We start from the raw sequence: 24,155 nt of genomic DNA, 5'->3' as shown, positions 1-24,155 counted from the left end.
GTATGATAAACTTAAAACAACTTCATAGAAATTTGGTGAAAAATAAAATGAAAAAAAATTATAAACTATTCTTCAAAGAAAATTGGCCATACATGGCTGCTAGCTTTTTCATTCCACTAATTATTCTGGCACTTATTTATTTAAGTATTGGAATTTATCCTGGTAGTAGCAGAAGTATTTTAGCGAGTGATGCATTCTCACAATTTTCGAATTTCCATGCCAGCTTCCGCAATATGCTTTTTGGAAAACAAAGTATTTTCTACACGTGGAACGCTTCATTAGGTTTAAATTACTTATCCTTGATCTCCTACTATCTTGGAGGTATTTTTACACCCTTAGTTTTCTTTTTTCCAAATCAATACATGCCTGATGCACTTTACTTTTTAACCTTAATCAAAGTAGCCAGTGCTGGTTTAGCTTTTTGGTTTTTAGGAAGAACTTTTAAAATCCCACGCTGGGGGCAAGTGGCGTTAAGTATCAGCTATGCGTTGATTTCTTTTGTCACCGCGCACTCAGAAATCATTATGTGGTTAGATGCCTTCGTATACCTACCATTAATCATCTTAGGTATTCATCGTGTGATGGATTTAAAAAAACCGCTTGTCTTATTTGTTAGTTACTTATTACTATTTTTGTCTAGCTTTTATATGGGCTTCATGATTGGTGTCTTTTCTTTTCTTTATTTCTTTGCGAGACTTTTTACCAACTGGTCCAAATACAAGAAAACCATTCTACCTTATGGAATTACTTCGTTATTAGCTGGTGGGGCATCAATGATCATCATCTTACCTGCTATACTTGATTTACGATCTAATGGTGAAGAGCTGAGCCAAATAACTGCTTTAAAAACAGAAGCAACTTCTTTCTTAGATCTAGCAATGAAAAACATGATTGGCGTCTATGACACAACGAAATATGGATCAATTCCATTTGTCTACGCGGGATTATTTCCACTAGTTCTTTGTATTTTTTACTTTGTTAGTCGAAAAATCCAATTAAAAAATAAACTTTTGTTTGGAAGTTTGTTCATAATTTTAATCGCAAGTTTTTATCTAGTTCCATTAAATCTATTCTGGCATGGTATGCATGCACCGAATATGTTCTTATTCCGTTACGCCTACTTGTTTTCTTTTCTGGTCATTTTGCTTGCCGGTTATGGTTGGGAAAAATTGGAACAGAACGATCACGGACTTTTTGTCGGCATCACACTTATCTTAGCTGCTATTTTCTCAATTTCTTGGGCGCTTAAGCCAGCTGAAAGTTACACTTATGTAACGACAACGTCCTTTATTTTAACAGTTGTCTTTTTAGTTCTTTATGCTATTGCTGTTGGATTTTTCCAACTCAAAAAAATCCCTATGAAACAGTTAAGTATTTTATTATTACTTCTAATGTCTTCTGAGGCGATAGTCAATACGAACAGCATGATTCATGGTATTTTAGACGATTGGAACTATGCTTCACGCAGTTTATTTACAGATCCTTATCCAAACATCCAAGAGCTAGTAACAAAAACGAAAAAAGAATCCGATACATTTTATCGATTAGAAAATTTAGATCCTGTTTCTGCCAATGATTCATTAAACTATGGATATAGTGGTATCAGTATGTTTTCTTCCATCCGTAATCGTAACTCTTCTTCTTATCTTGATCGACTTGGCTTTCGTTCACGCGGTACCAATCTAAATATTCGCTATGCAAATAATACATTGCTAATGGATGGGTTTACTGGTATTAAATATAACATCAGCAAAAACGAAAATACATTTAGCAAATACGGCTTCAATCAAGTTGGACAAAGTGGTGATTACACACTCTATGAAAATATTAATGCTCTACCGCTTGCTTTCACTGCTCCATTGACAATTGATGACGTCGAGCAACCAGCAACTGATAATTTAACAAGTCAAACAAACTTAATCAATGAACTTTCTGGTTTACAAGAAGATTATTACTCTTTCTATAAGCCTACGTTGAAAAAACAAACGAATACGAAAATCACAAATACAACAACTGGTGTCACTTACTCTGAAATAACCAGTAACCAAGCAAAAGAATTAACTTGGGAAGTTCAAGTTCCTGCAAATACACAAGCTTACTTAAGTTTATTCCCAACGAACTACGCTCAGTTAGAAAGTTCGAGCGCAACTATTACGGTAAATGGAACTTCAAGACAAACACAAATCAATATTTCTGGTCAATATTACGATCTAGGTTACTACCCTACTGATACTACAGTAACTTTTACAGCTAGTTTTTATGGAACAAAAGAAGTCAGCTTCATAGAACCAGAAGTGGTTGGACTAAATCTTATTGCCTATCAAGCTGCGATGAATCAGATTAAAAATAAAGGTGTCGATTTAACCACTTCAGGTCGTAAAGCCACGGGCACAGTTAATTCAGACCAAGACGCCATGCTTGTAACAACAATTCCTTATGATGAAGGTTGGCAAGCAAAAGTTGACGGAAAGGCTGTCGCTATTGAAAGTTTCCAAAATGCTTTTGTAATGGTCAAAGTTCCAAAAGGCAAACATACGATTACTTTTAGCTACTTGCCAAAAGGATTTAAGCTCGGAAGTATGTTATTCGTAATTTGTATCTTACTCTTTGCTCTTTATTCTTATCTTTTAGCTCGAAAAAGAATTTTAGATGGCACAGATTCTCTTAAATAAATCATTTAGACAAAAAAAGCACACCAAACAAAGTTGTTTGGTGTGCTTTTTAGTGTACTATTAACTGTTTAACGAAGTGTAATACTATTTATTCATATTTCACTTCGTACAAGTACAAGCCCTCTGGATGTGCCGTTGGACCTGCTAAATTGCGATTTTTTTTTGCAATAATTTCTGGAATTGCATCTTCTGGTATTCGACCATTTCCAATTTTCAATAATGTACCTACCAAAATACGAATCATTTTGTACAGAAATCCGTTCCCTCTAAATGTAAATAGCAGTTCGTCTCCTGCATCATTTACTTGCATTGTTGCTTCATAAATCGTCCGCGTTTTATCTTCAATGGAACTTCCTGCAGCACAAAATGAAGTGAAGTCATGCGTTCCAATTAAATCTGGCAAAGCTCGTTCAATCTTCTCCAAGTCTAATGGATAAGGATAGTAACTCGCGTAATGTCGACGAAACGGGCTTCTTGGTTTACCAATATCTACTCGAAATTGATACGTTTTTTCATGAACCATATAACGTGCATGAAAATCTTCGGGAACAATTTCCACTTTCTTAACTGCAATATCTTCTGGCGATTGAGTATCTAGAGCAAATCGCATACGTTCTAAAGGTCGTTCTTGCGGATAATCAAAGTGAATAACTTGTCCAACTGCATGAACACCAGAATCCGTTCGACCAGAACCAAAAACTGTAATGCTTTGTCCATTTGCCATTTTTTTTAATGTTTTCTCCAACTCTTCTTGAACAGTTCGACCATTTGGTTGCTTTTGAAAACCATGAAAATTTGTACCATCGTACGCAATGATTGCTTTGTAACGTACCATTTTTTCTCTCCTTATCTTCCCATAAAAAAGAGGCTGTGACATCGTCACGGCGCCTCTCTTTTTTCATATAATAATTAATTTACTGATTTTTATCAACCACGTAAAAATACTAAAATAACTGTTAATAAACCAAAGGCGATCATAACCAGAGTATCTTGATTGTGCCAATGAAGCACTCGATACTTCGTGCGTCCTTCGCCCCCTTGATAACCTCGAGCTTCCATAGCAGTTGCTAAATCTTCCGCTCGATTAAAGCTACTTACAAATAAAGGAATCAATAAAGGAATAATTGCCTTCATTTTTTGAACTAAGCTACCTTCGCCGAAATCAACACCACGTGCGCGTTGCGCATTCATAATTTTTTCCGTCTCATCCATTAATGTTGGAACAAAACGCAATGCAATGGATAACATCAGCGAGATTTCATGGACTGGAAAACGAACAACTTTTAGCGGACGCAATAAATATTCAATTGCATCAGATAATTCTAACGGTGGAGTTGTCAAAGTAAGTAATGTTGACATAAAAATAATCAAAACAAATCGGCAAAAAATAAAGAGTCCATTCAATACACCAAACTGAGTGATATTAAAAATTCCCCAGTGCCAATAAACTTCGCCTCCGCTTGTAAATAAAACTTGTAGTGCAACAGTAAATAAAATTAACCAAATCAATGGGCGAATACCACGGATGAAAAATTTCATATCCACTTTTGATAATGAAACAGCAAATAAAGTAAACAATGCCAACAAAAGATATGTTTGCCAATTATTTGCTAAAAAGATGATCCCAATAAAATAAAAACTAGCTAATAACTTTGCTCGAGGATCTAATCTGTGAATGAATGAATCACCTGGCATATACCGCCCAAAAATCAATTTATTCATCATGAGCATTTCCTCCAGACAAGCGTACAATTTCATCCGCTAATTCCTCAGCTGTTAAAGGTAGCTTAGCCATTTCAATTCCTTTTTCACTCAATAGCTCTGAAAATTCCGTTGCAGTAGGCACACCCAGTTGTTTTTCTTTTAACCAATTTAAATCTTGAAAGACTTTCCTTGGTTCACCACTTTTAACGATTTTCCCTTTTTCCAAAACATAAACAAAGTCTGCATAGTTAGCCACATCATCCATTAAATGAGTGACTAATACAATAGTAATATTTTGTTCCTTATGAAGTTGCCAAAACATCTCCATCATTTCTTTTCTTCCTTGAGGATCCAAACCCGCAGTAGGCTCATCCAAAACCAACACTTCAGGTTTCATTGCAAGAACTCCTGCAATGGCAACTCGACGCATTTGTCCACCAGAAAGTTCAAAAGGTGAGCGATTCAAGTATGTTTCATCTAAACCAACTTGAATTAAGGATGCCTTAGCAATTTCTAACGCTTCTTCTTCACCTACACCAAAGTTTTTTGGTCCAAATGCGATATCTCTAGCAACTGTTTCTTCAAATAATTGTGCTTCTGGAAACTGGAATACAATTCCCACTTTTTTACGAATTGGTTTTAGATTCTTGTTATCCGTTTCAGGAGTTATTTTTCGATCACCAATTTGTACAGAACCACTCGTTGGTTTAACCAAAGCATTCAAGTGTTGTAATAATGTCGACTTTCCACTGCCTGTGTGCCCAACTAACGCAGTATAACTTCCTTCTTTGATTAACAGATCAATGTCAAATAATGCTCTTTGTTCAAATGGTGTATTGGGTTGATAAGTAAAACTTACTTTTTCAAAATGGATGTCCATAACCAATCCACCATCCTTTCTTCCGTCATGTATTCATCAGGAACAGTGATTCCACGCACTTTTAACGCACTTTTTAATTTTTCAGGGAATGGTAAGTCTAGTCCTAGACGAATCAAATCTGGACCGGCAGAAAAAATTTCTTCTGGTGTTCCTTCGCCAACTAGTTCACCTTCACGCATTACTAAAATACGATTCGCATTTGCAGCTTCATCAATATCATGCGTAATAGAAATGACAGTTAATTGGCTTTCTTCTTTAATTTTTTTGATAGTTGAAATAACTTCTTCTCGACCTTCAGGATCAAGCATACTAGTTGCTTCATCTAAAATAATAATATCTGGTCGTAAAGCAACTACGCCAGCAATTGCTACCCGTTGTTTTTGTCCACCAGACAAGCGAGCAGGTTCTCGAGTTGCAAACTCACTCATACGAACTTTTTCTAATGCATCTTTTACACGTACGAGCATTTCTTCACGAGGAATACCTTGATTTTCCAATCCAAAAGCAACATCATCTTCCACAGTTGAACCAACAAATTGATTATCTGGATTTTGAAATACCATCCCAACCATTTGTCGAATCGTCCAAATATTTTCTTCATTAAGTGTTTGCTGTTCTACTGCTACTGTACCAGACTCTGGTAAAATCAAACCATTAATCGTTTTAGCAAGAGTTGATTTTCCAGAACCATTGTGCCCAATAATTGCAACCCATTCTCCTTTGTTAATTGTAAAAGAAACATCTTTTAACGCTGGTCGAAGGTCATCAGGCTGATATGTGTAATTTATATTTTTCAAATCAATAATTGGCTCCATGCTTACTCCTTCTTCATCCTAAAGTTCTTTCTAACACTATCAAAAAAAAACTAAATTTTCAATTATTTATTGTTTGAATAAAATGTTTTTTTGTACCTTCAATAGAACCTGTCAAGACAGTTAATTAAAGGTACAAAAAAACACTTTATGATGAGTGCATACTCCCCAAGCTAAAAACTTGGGGAGTAGCGCTGAGCTAGACTCGGAGCAAAGCTCCAACATCATAACACTCTAAAAGAATCATCTATAAAGTGATGTTATTAGTGTGATTTTAGACAAGTTCTAAGATAACCATTGGTGCACCATCACCGCGTCTTGGTTCTGTTTTCAAGATACGAGTGTAGCCACCTTGACGTTCTGCATAACGAGGTGCAATGTCATTGAATAATTTTTGTAAAGCTGATTCAATAACGATGTCTTCGTTTTCTTCGCGCACGCTAGCAACTTCATTACGTACAAAAGTAGCCGCTTGACGACGAGCATGCAAATCTCCACGCTTACCTAAAGTGATCATTTTTTCTGCAGTTGAGCGAACTTCTTTCGCACGAGCTTCAGTTGTCACAATACGTTCGTTGATTAATAAATCAGTTGTTAAATCACGCAACATCGCTTTACGTTGACTAGATGTGCGTCCTAGTTTACGATAACTCACGTTGGTTTCCCTCCTTCGTAAAAGGTTTTAATCTTCTTTACGTAAACCTAAACCTAAGTCATGCAATTTTGCCTTAACTTCTTCCAATGATTTACGGCCCAAATTACGGACTTTGATCATTTCTGGCTCAGATTTATTCGTAAGTTCTTGTACAGTATTAATTCCTGCACGTTTCAAACAATTATAAGAGCGAACAGATAAGTCTAATTCTTCAATTGTCATTTCCAACATTTTTTCTTTTTGTGTCTCTTCTTTTTCGACCATGATTTCAGCATTTTTTGCTTCATCAGTTAAATTCACAAAAATATCTAGATGTTCAGTCATGATTTTTGCAGATAAACTCATTGCTTCCAATGGTTCAATTGAACCATCTGTCCAAATCTCCATCGTCAATTTATCAAAATCTTCACGATGTCCAACACGTGTGTTTTCTACTTGATAGTTTACACGACGAACTGGTGTGTAGATTGAATCGACTGGAAGAACACCGATTGGCATATCTTCTTTTTTATTTTCATCTGCTTGAACATAACCACGTCCAGGTTTCACAGTTAAGCGAGCATGGAACGTAGCTCCTTCAGAGACACTACAGATATACATATCTTTGTTCAGAATCTCTACATCACTATCAACGATAATATCGCCAGCAGTTACTGTAGCAGGTCCGGTAATATCGATTTCAAGGGTTTTTTCTTCTTGGCCATACATTTTAAGCGCTAAGCCTTTAATGTTCAAGATGATTTGAGTGACGTCTTCTCTAACACCTTTAATAGTAGAGAATTCATGCAGTACACCATCGATTTGAATATTAGTGATGGCAGCACCTGGCAAAGAAGATAATAAAATACGACGTAGGGAATTCCCTAAAGTAGTCCCATACCCTCTTTCAAGAGGTTCAACGATGAACTTGCCATAATCTTTTTCTTCATCAATTTTTGCGATTCTTGGTTTTTCGAACTCAATCATTCTTATCTTTACCCCTTTCAAAACGAAAAGTGTCTTGTTCAATGACGTTACTATAGAAACTCAAAATGAGCGGCACTCATTAAACACGACGGCGTTTTGGAGGGCGGGCACCATTATGAGGAACTGGGGTCACGTCACGAATTGCAGTCACTTCTAAACCTGTTGCTTGTAATGAACGAATTGCTGCTTCACGTCCAGAACCAGGTCCTTTAACTGTTACTTCAACAGTTTTTAATCCGTGTTCCATTGCTGCTTTAGTAGCAGTTTCTGCTGCCATTTGAGCGGCAAAAGGAGTTGATTTTTTGCTTCCTTTGAAACCTAATGAACCAGCTGATGACCACGCTAATGCATTTCCGTGAGTATCAGTGATCATGATGATTGTGTTGTTGAAAGTAGAGTGGATATGTGCAATCCCTGCTTCTACATTCTTTTTCACACGGCGTTTACGATTCACTTTTTTTGCTGCCATGAAGTTCTAACCTCCTTCACTTAAGAATTATTTTTTCTTGCCAGCGATAGAACGAGCTGGACCTTTACGAGTACGTGCATTGTTTTTTGTGTTTTGTCCACGAACTGGCAAACCACGGCGGTGACGGATACCACGGTATGAACCGATTTCCATCAAACGTTTGATGTTTAAGTTCACTTCACGACGAAGATCACCTTCAACTTTTAATTTATCAACTTCAGCACGGATAGCATCTGTTTGTTCATTCGTTAAATCACGAACACGAACATCTTCAGATACACCAGCATCAGCCAAGATTTTTTGAGCAGTAGTGTTACCAATACCATAGATATAAGTAAGTGAAACTACTACACGTTTATCACGAGGAATATCTACTCCTGCAATACGAGCCATACTTGTTACACCTCCAATTATCCTTGACGTTGTTTATGTTTTGGATTTGCTGGGCAAATCACCATAACGCGTCCTTTACGACGAATTACTTTACAATGTTCACACATTGGTTTTACTGATGGTCTTACTTTCATGATAATACCTCCTGTAGTTTTACGGAGTACAATTATTTAAAGCGATAAGTGATACGGCCACGGCTTAAATCGTATGGAGACAATTCAACCGTTACTTTGTCACCAGGTAAGATACGGATGTAATGCATACGAATTTTACCTGAAACAGTAGCAAGAACTTGGTGTCCGTTTTCTAGTTCAACTTTAAACATTGCATTCGGCAAAGTTTCGACGACTGTACCTTCGACTTCAATCATATCTTCTTTTGCCACGCACAGTACCTCCTTGTACTTGTTTCGCATTTTCACACGATAAAATGGCGGAAACTGCAGTTCCCACCTCAAAATTCTCAAAATGGATCATCTAGAGAAATCTCTAGAAGTCGGACTGACATATTCTATCATAATTTATTGAACTTTACAAGAGTAACTGCATAAAGCAAGTTGGCTACGGGCAATCATGCTATTTTTCAATGATTTTTTGTACATCAGTAAATACAGCATCGATTTCACGATCACCATCAATAGTATGAAGCAAACCATGTTCTTTGTAAAAAGCAAGGATTGGTTCACTATTTTTGATGTTGATAGCCAGACGATTTTTAACCGTCTCAGGTTTATCATCTTCTCTTTGATAGAATTCATGCCCCCCACAACGATCACATGTATCTTCAACTTTTGTAGGATTGAAAATTTTGTGATAAGTTGCTCCACAATTGCTGCAGATGAAACGGCCAGCTAATCGCTCAACCAAAACTTCTTCACCAACATGGATATCAATGACAGCATCAATTTTTTTATTTAAATCTTTTAGCATTGCATCCAGAGCTTCAGCCTGCTCAATTGTACGAGGAAAGCCATCTAATAAGAAGCCTTTCTCTGTATCAGATTCTGCTAGGCGCTCTTTCACGATTCCATTTGTTACTTCATCAGGAACTAATGCACCTTTATCCATATAAGACTTTGCTTCCAAGCCTAGAGCTGTTTCATTTTGGATAGCCGCACGAAACATGTCTCCAGTTGAGATATGAGGAATACCATAAGCATCAATAATCTTCTCAGCTTGTGTTCCTTTACCCGCACCTGGTAGCCCCATTAAAATGAGGTTCATTGCTTTCCCTCCTAATAAATGTGAGAACGTGTGTTGAGGAGAAACCTCAACACGCTTTCTTACTTATTCGATAAAGCCAACATACTTGCGTTTCAGCATTAAGCCTTCTAACTGTTTCGCAGTTTCTAAAGCTACACCAATGACAATCAGTAAGCTTGTACCACCTAACCCAATAGATTGTGGTAAATCCCAAATCATCTGAGCGATAATTGGTAATAAAGCCACAAGTCCAAGGAAGATTGCACCAACTGTGCTTAATCGCATTAATAAGCTTGAGACATACTCCTCAGTCCCCTTACCAGGGCGCACGCTAGGTATATAACTTCCTTGTTTTTGTAAGTTTTCCGCTAATTTCTCAGGGTTAACTTGAACAAAAGCGTAGAAAAATGTAAATGCAATAATCAAAACAGTATAAATTGTTGCACCAGGCACCGTATTATAGTTGAAAATTTGCATCATGATTTTATACCAATTTTCAGACCCAAATCTACCACTTAAAGCTTGTAAAACAGCATTAGGGGTTGCAATAAACGAACTAGCAAAAATAACTGGAATAACACCAGCTGCATTTACTTTTAATGGCAAATAACTACTTGTTGGCGCACCTGCCACACGTTTCGTATATTGAATTGGAATCTTGCGTTCAGCTTGTTGGAAAAATGTTACAAATGTCACGATCAATAAAACCGCGACAAGTAAAACGGCAATAAAAATTGCAGATTTCCAAATATCAGAAGAATCAATATTTACAAAATAATCTTCATAAATTTCTTTGATACTATCAGGCAATCGAGAAATGATCCCTGCGAAAATAATCATTGATACGCCGTTCCCAATTCCTTTTTCTGTAATTTGCTCCCCTAACCATGTAACAAACATTGTACCGGCAGTTAAAATTAAACCAATCGTTACATATGTAGACACGTTTGGATTGCTTACAAAACCTAATTGAGCATATTGATTAAATCCAGCGGTAATCCCTACTGATTGAACAAAAGCCAAAACTAATGTTAAATAGCGAGTTGCTTGATTTAATTTCTTACGACCGACTTCTCCTTGTTTCGACCACTCAACAAAACGAGGAACAATGTCCATTTGTAATAATTGAATGACGATTGAAGCAGTAATGTATGGTGAAACCCCCATTGAGAAAATAGAAAAGTTTTGCATTGCACTACCACTTACCAAGTTCAACATGTTGAAAAATGGTAAAGAAGAAAGATTTTGTAATGTACTAGCATTCACGCCTGGTACCGTAATGTGGGCACCCAGACGGAAAACAAATAGTACAAATACAGTAAAGAAAATTTTAGATCGAATGTCTCTTACTTTAAAAGCATCTTTTAATAGTTTAAACATTAGATCACCTCGATTGAACCACCAGCCGCTTCAATAGCGTCTTGAGCTGCTTTCGAGAATTTAGCTGCTTTAACAGTTAATTTTTTAGTTAATTCACCGTTAGCTAATACTTTAATTCCAGCTTTTTCGTTTTTAACGATTCCAGCTTCAACTAAAGCAACAGGTGTTACTTCTGCACCATCTTCAAAACGGTTCAAAACATCTAAGTTGATGACAGCATATTCTTTACGATTTACGTTAGTAAAACCGCGTTTTGGTAAACGACGGAATAATGGAGTTTGTCCACCTTCGAATCCTAAACGTACACCACCGCCTGAACGAGCTTTTTGACCTTTTTGTCCGCGTCCAGAAGTTTTTCCGTTACCAGATGAAGTACCACGACCAACACGATTACGTACTTGGCGTGAACCCTCTGCAGGTTTTAATTCATGAAGTTTCATAGGTTTGGCACCTCCTTAAATAATCTAGTTCTTAATTATTAGACTTCTTCAACGTCCACTAGGTGAGAAACAGTATTGATCATACCTTTAATAGCTTCATTAGAAGGCTTAACCACTGAACTGTTAATCTTTGTAAGACCCAACGCTTTGACAGTGTCACGTTGGTTTTGAGGACGTCCGATAATACTGCGTTTTAAAGTAACTTTTAATTCAGCCATTATTTTTGTCCTCCTTATCCGATAATTTCTTCAACTGATTTGCCACGAAGTTCTGCAACTTCTTCAGCACGTTTCAATTGTTTCAAACCTTCAACAGTTGCACGAACAACGTTGATAGGTGTATTTGAGCCTAATGATTTAGAAGTGATATCAGCTACCCCTGCTAACTCTAATACGGCACGAACTGGTCCACCAGCAGCAACCCCAGAACCTTCTACAGCAGGTTTCATTAGGATTCTACCACCACTAAAAGTACCGATAACTTCGTGTGGGATTGTTGAACCGACCATTGGTACTTCAACTAAGTTTTTCTTCGCATCTTCAATTGCTTTACGGATTGCTTCTGGTACTTCTTGAGCTTTACCAGTACCGAAACCTACGTGTCCGTTTTTGTCACCGACAACAACTAAAGCAGCAAAACGTAGACGACGTCCACCTTTAACAACTTTTGTTACACGGTTGATTGCAACAACGCGGTCTTCTAATTCCAAATGTTTTGGATCAATGTAAACCATGAATGGTATTCCTCCTTCTTCTAAAATTCTAGTCCATTTTCGCGAGCAGCTTCAGCTAAAGCTTGCACACGGCCATGGTAAAGGTATCCACCACGGTCAAAGACTACTACTTTAATGCCTTTTTCAGCTGCGCGTTCAGCAACTAATTTACCCACAGCAGTAGCTGTTTCTGTTTTTGTTCCACCTGAAATTTCTTTATCCAAGGTAGAGGCACTTGCTAGCGTCACACCCGCTACGTCATCAATTAATTGCGCGTAGATGTTTTTGTTAGAACGGAAAACGTTCAAGCGTGGGCGCTCAGCAGTACCAGAGATATTATTACGTACACGACGATGTCTCTTTTGACGTGTTTTATTCTTATCTGGTTTTGTAATCACAATTGTCACCTCTTTAATAATGCTAGCCATTAAGCCGCGAATCGTAATTTAAATAAATTACGATTATTTACCAGTTTTACCTTCTTTACGGCGTACATATTCACCAACATAGCGAATACCTTTACCTTTATAAGGTTCTGGAGGACGAGTACCACGAATGTTCGCAGCTAATTCGCCAACTGCTTCTTTGTTCGCACCTTTAACAATCACTTGTGTATTGGCAGGAACTTCAACTGTAACACCAGCTGGTGGTGTAATTTCTACTGGATGAGAGTAACCAACGTTCAATACAAGTTTTGAACCTTGTAATTGTGCACGGTACCCAACCCCGATAAGTTCTAATGCTTTTTGGAAACCTTCACTAACACCGACAACCATGTTGTTGAAGTTAGCACGAGTTGTTCCGTGGATTGTTTTCATTTCTTTACTGTCGTTTGGACGAGTGAAAGTAACTTCGTTTCCTTCAATATTCATAGTAATATCTGAAGAAAAAGTACGTGTTAATTCACCTTTAGGTCCTTTAACTGTAATATCATTTCCATCTTGAGTAACAGTTACTCCTGCAGGAATGACTACGATTTTATTTCCGATACGGCTCACTTAAAGACACCTCCTTGTAGATTCTACTTAATTACCATACGTAAGCGATAACTTCGCCGCCGACATTTTTTTCACGAGCTTCTTTGTCAGTGATAACACCGTCAGAAGTCGAAATAATTGCGATACCTAAACCATTCAATACTTTTGGTACTTCGTCAGCTTTGACATAAGCACGCAATCCTGGTTTAGAAATACGTTTTAAGTTTGTGATAACACGTTCACCGTTTTTACCAAATTTTAGGAAAACACGGATTACGCCTTGTTTGTCATCTTCGATATATTCAACATCACGGACGAAACCTTCACGTTTCAAGATTTCAGCGATGTCACGTTTGATTTTTGATGCAGGTACTTCTAAAGACTCATGTTTAACCATGTTTGCATTACGGATACGAGTTAGAAAATCTGCAATTGGATCTGTCATGACCATTGAACTAATTACCTCCTTCTTATGCGAATTTACTTTTTACCAGCTAGCTTTCTTCACGCCGGGAATTTGACCTTTATAGGCAAGTTCGCGGAAGCAAATACGGCAAAGATGGAACTTACGATAAACTGAATGTGGACGTCCGCAACGTTCGCAACGAGTATAAGCTTGTGTTGAATGTTTTGCAGGACGTTTGTTTTTAGCAATCATTGATTTTTTAGCCACGTAGTTCGCCTCCTTTAATTATTTTTGGAATGGCATACCTAATTGTGTTAACAACTCACGAGATTCTTCATCTGAGTTAGCTGTTGTTACAATAACGATGTCCATACCGCGTACTTTATCTACTAAATCATAATCTACTTCTGGGAAGATCAATTGTTCTTTAATACCTAAAGTATAGTTTCCACGACCGTCAAAGGCTTTTTTACTTACACCATGGAAGTCACGTACACGTGGTAGTGAAACTGAAACCAATTTGTCTAAGAATTCATACATTCTTTCTCCGCGCAAAGTAACTTTTGCACCAATTGGCATTCCTTCACGTAAACGGAATCCAGCGATTGATTTTTTAGCTTTAGTAATCATTGGTTTTTGTCCAGTGATTAAAGTTAATTCTTCAACTGCTTTGTCTAAGTTTTTAGCGTTTGATACCGCATCACCAACACCCATGTTGATGACGATTTTTTCAACTTTAGGTGTTTGCATAACAGAGCTATAGTCGAATTTTTCCATCAATGATGGAGTAATTTCTTTAAGATATTTTTCTTTTAGGCGGTTCATTCAGTAAGACCCTCCTTCCTTAAAATTATTATTTATCTAGAACTTCACCGGTTTTTTTAGAAACACGGACTTTTTTGCCATCTACTTCTTTGTAGCCAACTCGGCCAGCTACACCAGTAGAGTCGATCACCATCACGTTAGAAACATGAACTGGAGCTTCCATCTCAACAATACCACCTTGAGGAGCAGCCTGAGAAGGTTTTTGGTGTTTTTTGACAATATTCACACCTTCGACAATGACTTTATCTTTTTTAGGAAACGCTGCTAATACAACGCCTTCTTTATTTTTGTCTTTTCCAGTGATAACTTTAACTTTATCGCCTTTTTTAACAAACATAACTGTTTCGCACCTCCTTTGATAAGTGTCTCAAGATTATAAAACTTCTGGTGCTAGTGAAACGATCTTCATGAAGTTGTTTTCACGTAGTTCACGTGCAACTGGCCCAAAGATACGTGTTCCACGAGGGCTTTTATCATCACGAATAATCACTGCAGCATTTTCATCAAACTTAATGTATGAACCGTCTGTACGACGAGCTCCTGATTTTGTTCGAACGATAACGGCTTTAACGACGTCACCTTTTTTGACAACCCCACCTGGCGTTGCTTGTTTAACCGTAGCAACGATAACATCACCGATATTAGCAGTTTTACGACCAGATCCACCAAGGACTTTGATCGTCAAAATTTCACGTGCGCCTGAATTGTCAGCGACTTTTAAACGACTTTCTGCTTGGATCACGTTGTGTATCCTCCTTTCAGATTTTGCATTCAATCTATATAGGAAAATCTCGTGTTATTAGATAATAACTGCTTCTTCGACTACTTCTAGTAAACGGAAACGTTTTGTAGCTGATAATGGACGAGTTTCCATAATTCTCACGATATCTCCAACTTTGGCAGTGTTGTTTTCATCATGCACTTTGTATTTCTTAGAATAGTTCATGCGTTTGCCATAGATAGGGTGATTTTTCTTAGTTTCGACAGCAACGGTAATTGTTTTATCCATTTTGTCTGAAACTACACGACCTTGATAAACCTTGCGTTGATTTCTTTCTTCAGTCATACGCTTAATGGCCTCCTTCCGTAATTACTTAGCTTGTTCACGCAATACAGTTTTGATGCGTGCAATCGATTTACGTACTTCTTTAATACGTGCAGTGTTTTCTAATTGACCTGTTGCTAATTGGAATCTAAGATTAAACAATTCTTCTTTCAATTGTTTTTCTTGATCAAGCATTTCGGCAGTGGTTAATTCTCTGATTTCTTTAACCTTCATTCGATTCACCACCCATTTCCTCACGTTTTACGATCTTAGTTTTCATTGGTAATTTGTGAGAAGCTAGACGTAACGCTTCACGAGCTACTTCTTCAGGAACGCCTGCAATTTCAAACATGATTTTACCACGTTTTACTGGTGCAACCCATCCTTCAGGTGCCCCTTTACCAGAACCCATACGTACCCCAATTGCTTTGGCAGTATAAGATTTGTGAGGGAAAATTTTAATCCATACTTTCCCACCACGTTTCATGTAACGAGTCATTGCGATACGAGAAGCTTCGATTTGTCGGTTTGTAATCCAATGTGAATCAACAGCTTGTAAGCCATATTCACCAAATGCGATTTCTTTACCACCTTTAGCTTCACCACGCATTTTTCCGCGGAATTCACGACGGTGTTTTACACGTTTAGGTACTAACATGATTATTTCCCTCCTTTCTCAGTGTTTTTTTTAGTTGGAAGAACTTCTCCACGATAGATCCACACTTTAACTCCTAGTTTTCCGTATGTTGTATCTGCTTCTTCCCATGCATAATCGATATCCGCACGCAATGTATGAAGAGGAACAGTTCCTTCTGAGTATCCTTCTGAACGTGCAATATCAGCACCGTTTAAGCGTCCAGATACTTGAGTCTTGATTCCTTTAGCGCCTGCGCGCATTGAACGTTGGATAGCTTGTTTTTGTGCACGACGGAAAGCTACACGGTTTTCTAATTGACGTGCAATTCCTTCGCCCACTAATTTAGCATCTAAATCTGGTTTTTTGATTTCCACGATGTTGATGTGAATTCTTTTACCAGTTAATTTGTTTAATTCTTTTCTTAGGCTTTCAACTTCAGAACCGCCTTTACCAATAACCATACCTGGCTTAGCTGTGTGGATTGAAATATTTACGCGATTTGCAGCACGTTCGATTTCAACAGTTGACACAGCGGCATCAGCAAGTTTAGTTGAAATAAATTTACGGATTCTTAGATCTTCGTGTAAGAATTCAGCATACTCTTTTTCAGCATACCATTTAGCATCCCAGTCGCGGATGATGCCTACACGCATTCCAATTGGATGTACTTTTTGACCCACTGATTATCCCTCCTTATTTTTCTGATACGACTACTGTAATATGACTTGTACGTTTGTTGATTGGAGAAGCTGACCCTTTTGCACGTGGACGGAAACGTTTCATTGTTGGTCCTTCGTTAATAAAAGCTTCAGATACTACTAAATTTTCAACGTCTAAGTCAAAATTATTTTCTGCATTTGCAACTGCTGACATCAAGACTTTCTCGATGATTCCAGCAGATTTGTTCGGTGTGAATTTCAAAATTGAAATTGCATCCGCAACACTTTTACCTCTGATAAGGTCAATTACTAAACGGGCTTTTCGAGGTGAAGTGCGAACTGTTTTTGCAGTTGCTTTAGCTGATGTGATTTGTTCTGCCATTTGGATTTATCCTCCCCTCAAATTAGCGTTTAGTTTTCTTATCGTCTGCAGCGTGGCCACGATAAGTTCTTGTTGGTGCAAATTCACCTAATTTGTGTCCTACCATGTCTTCTTGGATGTAAACTGGTACATGTTTACGTCCATCATAAACTGCGATGGTATATCCAACAAAACTTGGGAATACTGTTGATCGACGTGACCAAGTTTTGATAACTTTTTTCTTTTCAACCCCCGCTTGAGCTTCAACTTTTTTCATTAAATGCTCATCGACGAAAGGTCCCTTCTTTAAACTACGACCCATGGTGAACCTCCTCTCAAAATGTGCGACACATGGTCAAAGAAATTATTTAGTCTTGCGACGACGTACGATAAGTTTGTCTGATTGGGCTTTCTTGTTACGAGTTTTGTAACCAAGAGCTGGTTGACCCCAAGGAGAAACTGGTGCTTTACGTCCGATCGGAGCTTTACCTTCACCACCACCGTGTGGGTGATCGTTAGGGTTCATTACGCTACCACGTACTGTTGGGCGTTTACGCATCCAACGAGAGCGTCCAGCTTTACCGATGTTAATAAGTTCATGTTGTTCATTACCTACAGAACCGATTGTTGCACGGCATGCAGCTAAAATCATACGAACTTCACCAGAGTTTAAGCGGATCAATACGTATTTGCCTTCTTTACCAAGTACTTGAGCACTTGTACCAGCAGAACGAATCAATTGTCCACCTTTACCAGGTTTCATTTCGATGTTATGGATAACAGTACCAACTGGAATGTTTGCTAAAGGAAGAGCATTCCCAACTTTGATATCTGCATCTGGACCTGAAACAAGTTTCATTCCAACTTGTAGTCCTTTTGGTGCTAAGATGTAAGCTTTCACTCCATCTTCGTAGTGTACTAACGCGATATTTGCTGAACGGTTTGGATCATATTCGATCGTTTGAACAGTAGCAACAACGTTATCTTTGTTACGTTTGAAGTCGATTACGCGGTATTGACGTTTGTGTCCGCCGCCTTGATGACGTACAGTGATGCGACCGTTGTTATTACGACCAGCATGGTTTTTCAATGGTTGTAACAATGTTTTTTCAGGTGTTGATGTTGTGATTTCAGCAAAATCAGAACCTGTCATGTTACGACGACCATTTGAGGTAGGTTTGTACTTTTTAATCGCCACGTTTTTCCCTCCTATTTATAATAAGTTTTCAAGATAGTGCTTATTCAGCAGCTTCGAATAATTGAATTTCTTTTGAATCTTCTGTTAATGTAACAATCGCTTTGCGACGTTTTTTAGTGTATCCCGCATGTTTGCCCATACGCTTGAATTTCGCACGAACGTTCACGATGTTCACGTTTTTGACTTTAACGTCAAAAGCAGCTTCAACCGCTTGTTTTACTAAAGTTTTGTTTACGCGAGTGTCAACTTCGAAAGTATACTTTTTATCATCCATAGCAAGCATAGATTTTTCAGTGATCACTGGGCGTTTAATTACGTCTAGTAAGTTCATTATGCAAGCACCTCCTCAATTTGAGTAAGAGCAGTTTGTGTTGCTAATACTTTCACGTTAGAAACAACGTCTAGAACACTAACATTATCAGAAGTTACTACAGAAACGTTTGATAAGTTACGTGCAGATAAAGCAGCGAACTCATTGCCAGTTTCTAAAACTACTAATACTTTAGCGTCTACAGATAAGTTAGCAAGAACTTCTTTAAATTCTTTTGTTTTTGGTGCGTCAAAGCTTAATGCGTCAACAACAACCAAGTTATTTGAAGCAACTTTTTCTGATAAAACAGATTTCATTGCTAAACGACGAACTTTTTTAGGAAGTTTGTAGCTGTAAGAACGTGGTGTTGGTCCGAAAACTACGCCACCTCCACGCCATTGTGGTGAGCGGATAGATCCTTGACGAGCACGACCTGTTCCTTTTTGACGCCATGGTTTACGTCCACCGCCGCGAACAGCACTACGATTTTTAACCGCATGTGTTCCTTGTCTTAATGAAGCACGTTGCATAACGATTGCATCGTAAACAACACTTTCATTAGGTTCGATTCCGAAAATTTCTTCGTTAAGTGTGATTTCACCGTTTTGGCTACCATCTTGTTTGAATAATGCTACATTCGGCATTCCTTAGTTCCTCCTTTCTTCCTACTATTATTTAGCTTTCACAGCTGATTTGATAGTGATTAGTGATTTTTTAGCTCCAGGAACGTTTCCTTTAATTAAGATTACGTTTCTTTCTGCATCAACGCGTACAACTTCCAAGTTTTGGATTGTCACGCGGTTGCCACCCATACGGCCAGCAAGACGTTTATTTTTGAATACACGGTTAGGTGCAACTGGACCCATTGACCCAGGACGACGATGGTAACGAGAACCGTGAGCCATTGGTCCGCGGCTTTGGCCGTGACGTTTGATAACCCCTTGGAATCCTTTACCTTTCGTAGTACCTGTTACATCAATAATGTCTCCTGCTTGGAAAACATCTACTGTAACTTCTTTTCCTACTTCATATTCTCCTAGCTCAACATTTTTGAATTCACGAATGAAGCGCTTAGGAGCCGTGTTTGCTTTTGCAACATGACCTTTCGCAGGTTTGTTTGATAAAACTTCACGCATATCTTGGTAACCAACTTGAATAGCTTCGTAGCCATCAGTTTCCATTGTTTTCACTTGTAGTACTACGTTTGGAGTAGCTTCTACAACAGTTACTGGAATTAATTCACCAGATTCAGTGAAGATTTGTGTCATTCCCACTTTTTTCCCTAAGATTCCTTTGGTCATGAGTACACCTCCATTAATTTAGTTTTTTTATAGTTTGATTTCGATGTTTACACCAGATGGTAAGTCTAGCTTCATCAAAGCATCAACAGTTTTTGGTGTTGGGTTCACAATGTCAATTAGACGTTTGTGAGTACGCATTTCGAATTGTTCGCGAGAATCTTTGTATTTATGAGTCGCACGAATAACAGTGTAAAGACTACGTTCTGTTGGTAATGGAATTGGACCAGATACACTAGCTCCAGTTCTTTTTGCAGTTTCTACAATTTTATCCGCTGATTGATCTAAAATACGGTGTTCATACGCTTTTAAACGGATACGAATTTTTTGTTTTGCCATCTTGTTCCCTCCTTCGCCTATTTTGAAAAGTAGACATAGCTCCACGAAAATTTCCGTCACGCTCGTTCGTGGCAAAGCGTCCGGGCGTGTCGCAACCTCTCGTTTCTTAGCCGGCAAGAATCAAATTGATTCCGCCTGTGCAATTCACCAAGGTAAACGCACCTTTGTAATTATAGTATATTCAAACACACAACGCAAGGCTTTTTCTTTGGAAATTCAATTTATTTTCATATTTTTTCATAAAGAAAAGAAAAAGCTCGAAACAATCACTAAATAATGATTGTTTCGAGCTTTTAGGTCCGAATATAATGTTGCATTAATTAGGCTTAAAAAATTAAGCTTTGATTTCAGTAACGACACCGGCACCAACTGTACGTCCGCCTTCACGGATTGAGAATTTAGTACCGTTTTCGATAGCGATTGGGTGAATTAATTCAACTTCCATAGTTACGTTGTCGCCAGGCATAACCATTTCAGTTCCTTCTGGTAATTCAACAACACCAGTTACGTCTGTTGTACGGAAGTAGAATTGTGGACGGTAGTTAGTGAAGAATGGAGTATGACGTCCACCTTCTTCTTTAGTCAACACATATACTTCTGCAGAGAATTTTGTATGAGGTGTAATTGTACCTGGTTTAGCTAAAACTTGACCACGTTGGATATCGTCACGTGAAACACCACGTAATAATGCACCAATGTTATCGCCTGCTTCAGCGTAATCCAATAATTTACGGAACATTTCAACACCAGTTACAGTTGTTTTTGAAGTTTCTTCAGCAATACCAACAACTTCAACTTCGTCCCCAACGCGAACTTGTCCACGTTCAACACGACCAGTTGCAACAGTACCACGACCAGTAATTGAGAATACATCTTCAACTGGCATCATGAATGGTTTGTCGTTTTCACGTTCTGGAGTTGGGATATATTCGTCAACTGCAGCCATTAATTCAAGGATTTTTTCTTCGTATGAAGCGTCGCCTTCTAGAGCTTTTAAAGCTGAACCAGCAACAACAGGAACATCATCACCAGGGAATTCGTATTCTGTTAATAAGTCACGAACTTCCATTTCAACTAATTCTAATAATTCTTCGTCGTCAACCATGTCAACTTTGTTCAAGAATACAACGATGTAAGGAACACCAACTTGACGTGACAATAGGATGTGTTCACGAGTTTGAGGCATAGGGCCATCAGCAGCAGAAACTACTAAGATAGCTCCATCCATTTGAGCAGCACCAGTAATCATGTTTTTAACGTAGTCCGCGTGTCCTGGGCAGTCAACGTGAGCGTAGTGACGTGCGTCAGTTTCATACTCAACGTGAGCTGTTGAAATAGTGATTCCGCGTTCGCGTTCTTCTGGAGCACCATCGATTTGATCGTAAGCCATAGCTTGGCCGCCGTTTTTCTTAGATAGTACAGTTGTGATTGCAGCTGTTAATGTAGTTTTACCATGGTCAACGTGGCCAATAGTACCAATGTTAACGTGTGGTTTAGAACGGTCAAATTTTTCTTTTGCCATTTTAAAATGTCCTCCCAAAATACAATATAATTTTTTATTTATCTGATAGGAACATGATGTACTAAACGTACATCACATGCCCATATCATCGATAGCTATTTTACACGAAACTATATTAAAAATATAGTCTCTTTAGATAATCTCTTTACGTGATTATCAAGTTTTTAAGAAATTATTCAGCTTTTCCGCCGTTTTTCTTAATGATTTCTTCTTGAACTGATTTCGGTACATCTTCGTAGTGATCAAATGTCATAGTAAATGTACCACGACCTTGAGTAGCTGAACGAAGAGTTGTAGCATAACCAAACATTTCAGCAAGAGGGACCATAGCACGAACAACTTGTTGTCCGCCAGCGCGAGCTTCCATACCTTCAACGCGACCACGACGTGCAGTAACGTGTCCCATAACATCACCTAAGTAATCTTCTGGAATAACTACTTCAACACCCATGATTGGTTCAAGGATAACTGGATTAGCTTTCTTAGCTGCCGCACGCAATGCCATAGAAGCAGCAACACGGAAGGCAGTTTCATTTGAATCGACATCATGGTATGAACCATCGTAAAGTTTTGCTTTGATATCAACTAATGGATATCCAGCTAAGACACCATTTTCCATAGCATCTTTCAAACCTGTTTCAACAGCTGGGATATATTCACGAGGAACAACCCCACCAACGATTGCATTTTCAAATTCAAAGCCGCCGCCTTCTTCGTTTGGAGTAAATTCAACCCATACGTGACCGTATTGACCTTTACCACCAGACTGACGTACAAACTTACCTTCGGCTTGAGTGCCAGAACGGAAAGTTTCACGGTAAGATACTTGAGGAGCACCTACGTTAGCTTCAACTTTAAATTCGCGACGCATACGGTCTACGATAATGTCTAAGTGAAGTTCACCCATACCAGCGATAATAGTTTCGCCTGTTTCCACGTTTGTTTCAGCGCGGAAAGTAGGATCTTCTTCAGATAGTTTTTGAAGAGCAACACCCATTTTATCTTGGTCAGCTTTTGATTTAGGTTCAATAGCGACTTGGATAACTGGTTCTGGGAATTCCATTGATTCAAGAATTACTAAATTCTTTTCATCACAAAGAGTGTCCCCAGTTGTTGTATCTTTCAAACCAACAGCAGCAGCGATATCTCCAGCGTAAACTTCAGAGATTTCTGAACGTGAGTTAGCATGCATCTGTAAGATACGACCAACACGTTCGCGTTTGCCTTTTGTTGCATTTTGTACGTATGAACCTGATTTCAAGACACCAGAGTACACACGGAAGAAAGTTAGACGACCTACGAATGGGTCAGTCATAACTTTAAATGCTAATGCTGAGAAAGGAGCTTCATCGTCTGCAGGACGTAAAACTTCTTCGTCAGTTTTAGGATCAATCCCTTTAATAGCAGGAATATCTAATGGTGATGGTAAGTAGTCAAGAACAGCGTCCAATAATAATTGAACCCCTTTGTTCTTAAATGCTGAACCACATAATACTGGGTAGAAGTCTACGCCAAGTGTTGCGCGACGAATACCTTCTTTTAACTCAGCTTCAGTGATTTCTTCACCTTCTAAGTATTTTAAAGTAAGTTCTTCATCAGTTTCAGCAACTGCTTCAACCAATTTTTCACGCCATTCTTCAGCTAATTCACGATATTCTTCTGGAATTTCTCGTTCTTCAATTTCAGTACCTAAATCATTTGTATAGATTTCAGCCTTCATTGTTACAAGGTCAATAATTCCTGTGAAGTCATCTTCAGCACCAATTGGTAATTGAATTGGGTGAGCATTTGCTTGCAAGCGGTCATGTAAAGTTGATACTGAGTATAAGAAATCAGCACCAATTTTATCCATTTTGTTTGCAAATACAATACGAGGTACACCATAAGTTGTAGCTTGACGCCAAACTGTTTCAGTTTGAGGTTCTACACCTGATTGTGCATCAAGGACTGTAACAGCACCATCAAGTACACGCAATGAACGTTCAACTTCAACAGTGAAGTCTACGTGTCCTGGTGTGTCGATGATGTTGATTCGGTGACCCTTCCATTGTGCAGTTGTTGCAGCAGAAGTGATCGTAATTCCACGTTCTTGTTCTTGTTCCATCCAGTCCATTTGTGAAGCTCCTTCATGAGTTTCACCAATTTTATGGATTTTACCAGTATAGTACAAGATACGTTCAGTAGCAGTTGTTTTACCAGCATCAATATGGGCCATGATACCGATATTACGAGTATTATCTAAAGAAAATTCTCTGGTCATTCTCCTTGTTTCTCCTCTCTTTACTATCTAGTT

Annotated in this window: 36 protein-coding genes; 1 reads left to right on the top strand and 35 read right to left on the bottom strand. The window is 38.3% G+C overall.

What is annotated here, in order from left to right:
* Window positions 1-47 precede the first annotated feature (47 nt).
* The gene (locus AB3I20_RS08145) at window positions 48-2,672 is read left to right on the top strand and encodes a YfhO family protein (protein ID WP_368027155.1); all 2,625 of its coding nucleotides are present in this window, start codon (window positions 48-50) and stop codon (window positions 2,670-2,672) included.
* An 88-nt stretch (window positions 2,673-2,760) separates the two neighbouring features.
* Here AB3I20_RS08145 and truA read toward each other — a convergent pair whose 3' ends face one another.
* The 35 genes from truA to fusA form a co-directional block, all read right to left on the bottom strand.
* Window positions 2,761-3,507, bottom strand: a complete 747-nt coding sequence (gene truA, locus AB3I20_RS08140; protein ID WP_368027154.1) for a tRNA pseudouridine(38-40) synthase TruA — start codon at window positions 3,505-3,507, stop codon at window positions 2,761-2,763.
* 92 nt (window positions 3,508-3,599) lie between these two features.
* Window positions 3,600-4,397, bottom strand: a complete 798-nt coding sequence (locus tag AB3I20_RS08135; protein WP_071868756.1) for an energy-coupling factor transporter transmembrane protein EcfT — start codon at window positions 4,395-4,397, stop codon at window positions 3,600-3,602.
* Entirely contained in the window at window positions 4,387-5,256 is an 870-nt protein-coding gene (locus tag AB3I20_RS08130; protein ID WP_071868757.1) for an energy-coupling factor ABC transporter ATP-binding protein, read from the bottom strand. Before AB3I20_RS08130 ends, AB3I20_RS08135 begins: the two co-directional genes overlap by 11 nt.
* Window positions 5,232-6,071, bottom strand: a complete 840-nt coding sequence (locus AB3I20_RS08125; RefSeq protein ID WP_071868758.1) for an energy-coupling factor ABC transporter ATP-binding protein — start codon at window positions 6,069-6,071, stop codon at window positions 5,232-5,234. Before AB3I20_RS08125 ends, AB3I20_RS08130 begins: the two co-directional genes overlap by 25 nt.
* 271 nt (window positions 6,072-6,342) lie before the next feature.
* Window positions 6,343-6,723, bottom strand: a complete 381-nt coding sequence (rplQ, locus tag AB3I20_RS08120) for a 50S ribosomal protein L17 (RefSeq protein ID WP_067483516.1) — start codon at window positions 6,721-6,723, stop codon at window positions 6,343-6,345.
* A 27-nt stretch (window positions 6,724-6,750) separates the two neighbouring features.
* Window positions 6,751-7,689 carry a DNA-directed RNA polymerase subunit alpha gene (locus tag AB3I20_RS08115; RefSeq protein WP_002288715.1) on the bottom strand — a complete coding sequence of 313 codons (939 nt, stop codon included), beginning with the start codon at window positions 7,687-7,689 and terminating at the stop codon, window positions 6,751-6,753.
* Window positions 7,690-7,768: 79 nt separating this feature from the next.
* Window positions 7,769-8,158 (bottom strand): 30S ribosomal protein S11, encoded by a 390-nt coding sequence (gene rpsK, locus AB3I20_RS08110; RefSeq protein ID WP_067483518.1) that lies wholly within the window; start codon window positions 8,156-8,158, stop codon window positions 7,769-7,771.
* Between the two features lie 27 nt (window positions 8,159-8,185).
* Window positions 8,186-8,551 carry a 30S ribosomal protein S13 gene (gene rpsM / locus AB3I20_RS08105; RefSeq protein WP_067483520.1) on the bottom strand — a complete coding sequence of 122 codons (366 nt, stop codon included), beginning with the start codon at window positions 8,549-8,551 and terminating at the stop codon, window positions 8,186-8,188.
* A 17-nt stretch (window positions 8,552-8,568) separates the two neighbouring features.
* On the bottom strand, window positions 8,569-8,685 hold the full coding sequence (rpmJ, locus tag AB3I20_RS08100; RefSeq protein WP_002288710.1) for a 50S ribosomal protein L36: 117 nt from the start codon (window positions 8,683-8,685) through the stop codon (window positions 8,569-8,571).
* A gap of 32 nt (window positions 8,686-8,717) precedes the next feature.
* Window positions 8,718-8,936 carry a translation initiation factor IF-1 gene (infA, locus tag AB3I20_RS08095; RefSeq protein ID WP_010767960.1) on the bottom strand — a complete coding sequence of 73 codons (219 nt, stop codon included), beginning with the start codon at window positions 8,934-8,936 and terminating at the stop codon, window positions 8,718-8,720.
* 190 nt (window positions 8,937-9,126) lie between these two features.
* Window positions 9,127-9,774, bottom strand: coding sequence for an adenylate kinase (locus AB3I20_RS08090; RefSeq protein WP_067483522.1), 648 nt, complete (start codon window positions 9,772-9,774; stop codon window positions 9,127-9,129).
* A 63-nt stretch (window positions 9,775-9,837) separates the two neighbouring features.
* Entirely contained in the window at window positions 9,838-11,133 is a 1,296-nt protein-coding gene (gene secY, locus AB3I20_RS08085) for a preprotein translocase subunit SecY (protein ID WP_067483524.1), read from the bottom strand.
* Complete coding sequence (gene rplO / locus AB3I20_RS08080) at window positions 11,133-11,573, bottom strand: 50S ribosomal protein L15 (RefSeq protein ID WP_067483526.1); 441 nt, start codon at window positions 11,571-11,573, stop codon at window positions 11,133-11,135. Before rplO ends, secY begins: the two co-directional genes overlap by 1 nt.
* 38 nt (window positions 11,574-11,611) lie before the next feature.
* Window positions 11,612-11,791 carry a 50S ribosomal protein L30 gene (rpmD, locus tag AB3I20_RS08075; protein WP_002290455.1) on the bottom strand — a complete coding sequence of 60 codons (180 nt, stop codon included), beginning with the start codon at window positions 11,789-11,791 and terminating at the stop codon, window positions 11,612-11,614.
* Window positions 11,792-11,805: 14 nt separating this feature from the next.
* Window positions 11,806-12,306 carry a 30S ribosomal protein S5 gene (gene rpsE / locus AB3I20_RS08070; protein ID WP_067483528.1) on the bottom strand — a complete coding sequence of 167 codons (501 nt, stop codon included), beginning with the start codon at window positions 12,304-12,306 and terminating at the stop codon, window positions 11,806-11,808.
* Window positions 12,307-12,326: 20 nt separating this feature from the next.
* Window positions 12,327-12,683 (bottom strand): 50S ribosomal protein L18, encoded by a 357-nt coding sequence (gene rplR / locus AB3I20_RS08065; RefSeq protein WP_075491300.1) that lies wholly within the window; start codon window positions 12,681-12,683, stop codon window positions 12,327-12,329.
* A 63-nt stretch (window positions 12,684-12,746) separates the two neighbouring features.
* Window positions 12,747-13,283: a 50S ribosomal protein L6 gene (gene rplF, locus AB3I20_RS08060; RefSeq protein ID WP_067483530.1), complete on the bottom strand. Its 537-nt coding sequence runs from the start codon at window positions 13,281-13,283 to the stop codon at window positions 12,747-12,749.
* A gap of 31 nt (window positions 13,284-13,314) precedes the next feature.
* The gene (gene rpsH, locus AB3I20_RS08055; protein ID WP_067483532.1) at window positions 13,315-13,713 is read right to left on the bottom strand and encodes a 30S ribosomal protein S8; all 399 of its coding nucleotides are present in this window, start codon (window positions 13,711-13,713) and stop codon (window positions 13,315-13,317) included.
* Window positions 13,714-13,749: 36 nt separating this feature from the next.
* The gene (locus AB3I20_RS08050; protein ID WP_002356214.1) at window positions 13,750-13,935 is read right to left on the bottom strand and encodes a type Z 30S ribosomal protein S14; all 186 of its coding nucleotides are present in this window, start codon (window positions 13,933-13,935) and stop codon (window positions 13,750-13,752) included.
* Window positions 13,936-13,953: 18 nt separating this feature from the next.
* Complete coding sequence (rplE, locus tag AB3I20_RS08045; RefSeq protein ID WP_067483534.1) at window positions 13,954-14,493, bottom strand: 50S ribosomal protein L5; 540 nt, start codon at window positions 14,491-14,493, stop codon at window positions 13,954-13,956.
* A gap of 28 nt (window positions 14,494-14,521) precedes the next feature.
* On the bottom strand, window positions 14,522-14,830 hold the full coding sequence (rplX, locus tag AB3I20_RS08040) for a 50S ribosomal protein L24 (RefSeq protein WP_067483536.1): 309 nt from the start codon (window positions 14,828-14,830) through the stop codon (window positions 14,522-14,524).
* A gap of 36 nt (window positions 14,831-14,866) precedes the next feature.
* Window positions 14,867-15,235, bottom strand: coding sequence for a 50S ribosomal protein L14 (gene rplN, locus AB3I20_RS08035; protein WP_002288669.1), 369 nt, complete (start codon window positions 15,233-15,235; stop codon window positions 14,867-14,869).
* A gap of 57 nt (window positions 15,236-15,292) precedes the next feature.
* A complete protein-coding gene (gene rpsQ / locus AB3I20_RS08030; protein ID WP_067483538.1) occupies window positions 15,293-15,559 on the bottom strand; it encodes a 30S ribosomal protein S17 in 267 nt (88 codons plus the stop codon).
* 24 nt (window positions 15,560-15,583) lie between these two features.
* Window positions 15,584-15,772: a 50S ribosomal protein L29 gene (rpmC, locus tag AB3I20_RS08025; protein ID WP_002288664.1), complete on the bottom strand. Its 189-nt coding sequence runs from the start codon at window positions 15,770-15,772 to the stop codon at window positions 15,584-15,586.
* Complete coding sequence (rplP, locus tag AB3I20_RS08020) at window positions 15,762-16,196, bottom strand: 50S ribosomal protein L16 (protein WP_067483541.1); 435 nt, start codon at window positions 16,194-16,196, stop codon at window positions 15,762-15,764. Before rplP ends, rpmC begins: the two co-directional genes overlap by 11 nt.
* 2 nt (window positions 16,197-16,198) lie before the next feature.
* Entirely contained in the window at window positions 16,199-16,855 is a 657-nt protein-coding gene (gene rpsC / locus AB3I20_RS08015) for a 30S ribosomal protein S3 (protein ID WP_368027153.1), read from the bottom strand.
* Window positions 16,856-16,868: 13 nt separating this feature from the next.
* The gene (gene rplV / locus AB3I20_RS08010) at window positions 16,869-17,216 is read right to left on the bottom strand and encodes a 50S ribosomal protein L22 (protein ID WP_067483544.1); all 348 of its coding nucleotides are present in this window, start codon (window positions 17,214-17,216) and stop codon (window positions 16,869-16,871) included.
* A gap of 22 nt (window positions 17,217-17,238) precedes the next feature.
* Complete coding sequence (rpsS, locus tag AB3I20_RS08005) at window positions 17,239-17,517, bottom strand: 30S ribosomal protein S19 (RefSeq protein WP_002288655.1); 279 nt, start codon at window positions 17,515-17,517, stop codon at window positions 17,239-17,241.
* A gap of 42 nt (window positions 17,518-17,559) precedes the next feature.
* A complete protein-coding gene (gene rplB / locus AB3I20_RS08000; protein ID WP_067483545.1) occupies window positions 17,560-18,393 on the bottom strand; it encodes a 50S ribosomal protein L2 in 834 nt (277 codons plus the stop codon).
* A 40-nt stretch (window positions 18,394-18,433) separates the two neighbouring features.
* Complete coding sequence (gene rplW / locus AB3I20_RS07995; protein WP_067483546.1) at window positions 18,434-18,724, bottom strand: 50S ribosomal protein L23; 291 nt, start codon at window positions 18,722-18,724, stop codon at window positions 18,434-18,436.
* Entirely contained in the window at window positions 18,724-19,347 is a 624-nt protein-coding gene (gene rplD / locus AB3I20_RS07990; RefSeq protein WP_067483547.1) for a 50S ribosomal protein L4, read from the bottom strand. Before rplD ends, rplW begins: the two co-directional genes overlap by 1 nt.
* A gap of 27 nt (window positions 19,348-19,374) precedes the next feature.
* Entirely contained in the window at window positions 19,375-20,004 is a 630-nt protein-coding gene (gene rplC / locus AB3I20_RS07985) for a 50S ribosomal protein L3 (protein WP_067483548.1), read from the bottom strand.
* A gap of 27 nt (window positions 20,005-20,031) precedes the next feature.
* Window positions 20,032-20,340, bottom strand: a complete 309-nt coding sequence (gene rpsJ / locus AB3I20_RS07980; RefSeq protein ID WP_005880808.1) for a 30S ribosomal protein S10 — start codon at window positions 20,338-20,340, stop codon at window positions 20,032-20,034.
* Window positions 20,341-20,674: 334 nt separating this feature from the next.
* Window positions 20,675-21,862, bottom strand: a complete 1,188-nt coding sequence (tuf, locus tag AB3I20_RS07975; protein WP_067483550.1) for an elongation factor Tu — start codon at window positions 21,860-21,862, stop codon at window positions 20,675-20,677.
* A 172-nt stretch (window positions 21,863-22,034) separates the two neighbouring features.
* Window positions 22,035-24,122 (bottom strand): elongation factor G, encoded by a 2,088-nt coding sequence (gene fusA / locus AB3I20_RS07970; protein ID WP_067483552.1) that lies wholly within the window; start codon window positions 24,120-24,122, stop codon window positions 22,035-22,037.
* Window positions 24,123-24,155 lie beyond the last annotated feature (33 nt).

Source organism: Enterococcus sp. C50 (assembly GCF_040887505.1).
In the GTDB taxonomy this organism is placed as follows: domain Bacteria; phylum Bacillota; class Bacilli; order Lactobacillales; family Enterococcaceae; genus Enterococcus_B; species Enterococcus_B thailandicus.
This window is presented reverse-complemented; position numbering and strand designations above follow the sequence as displayed.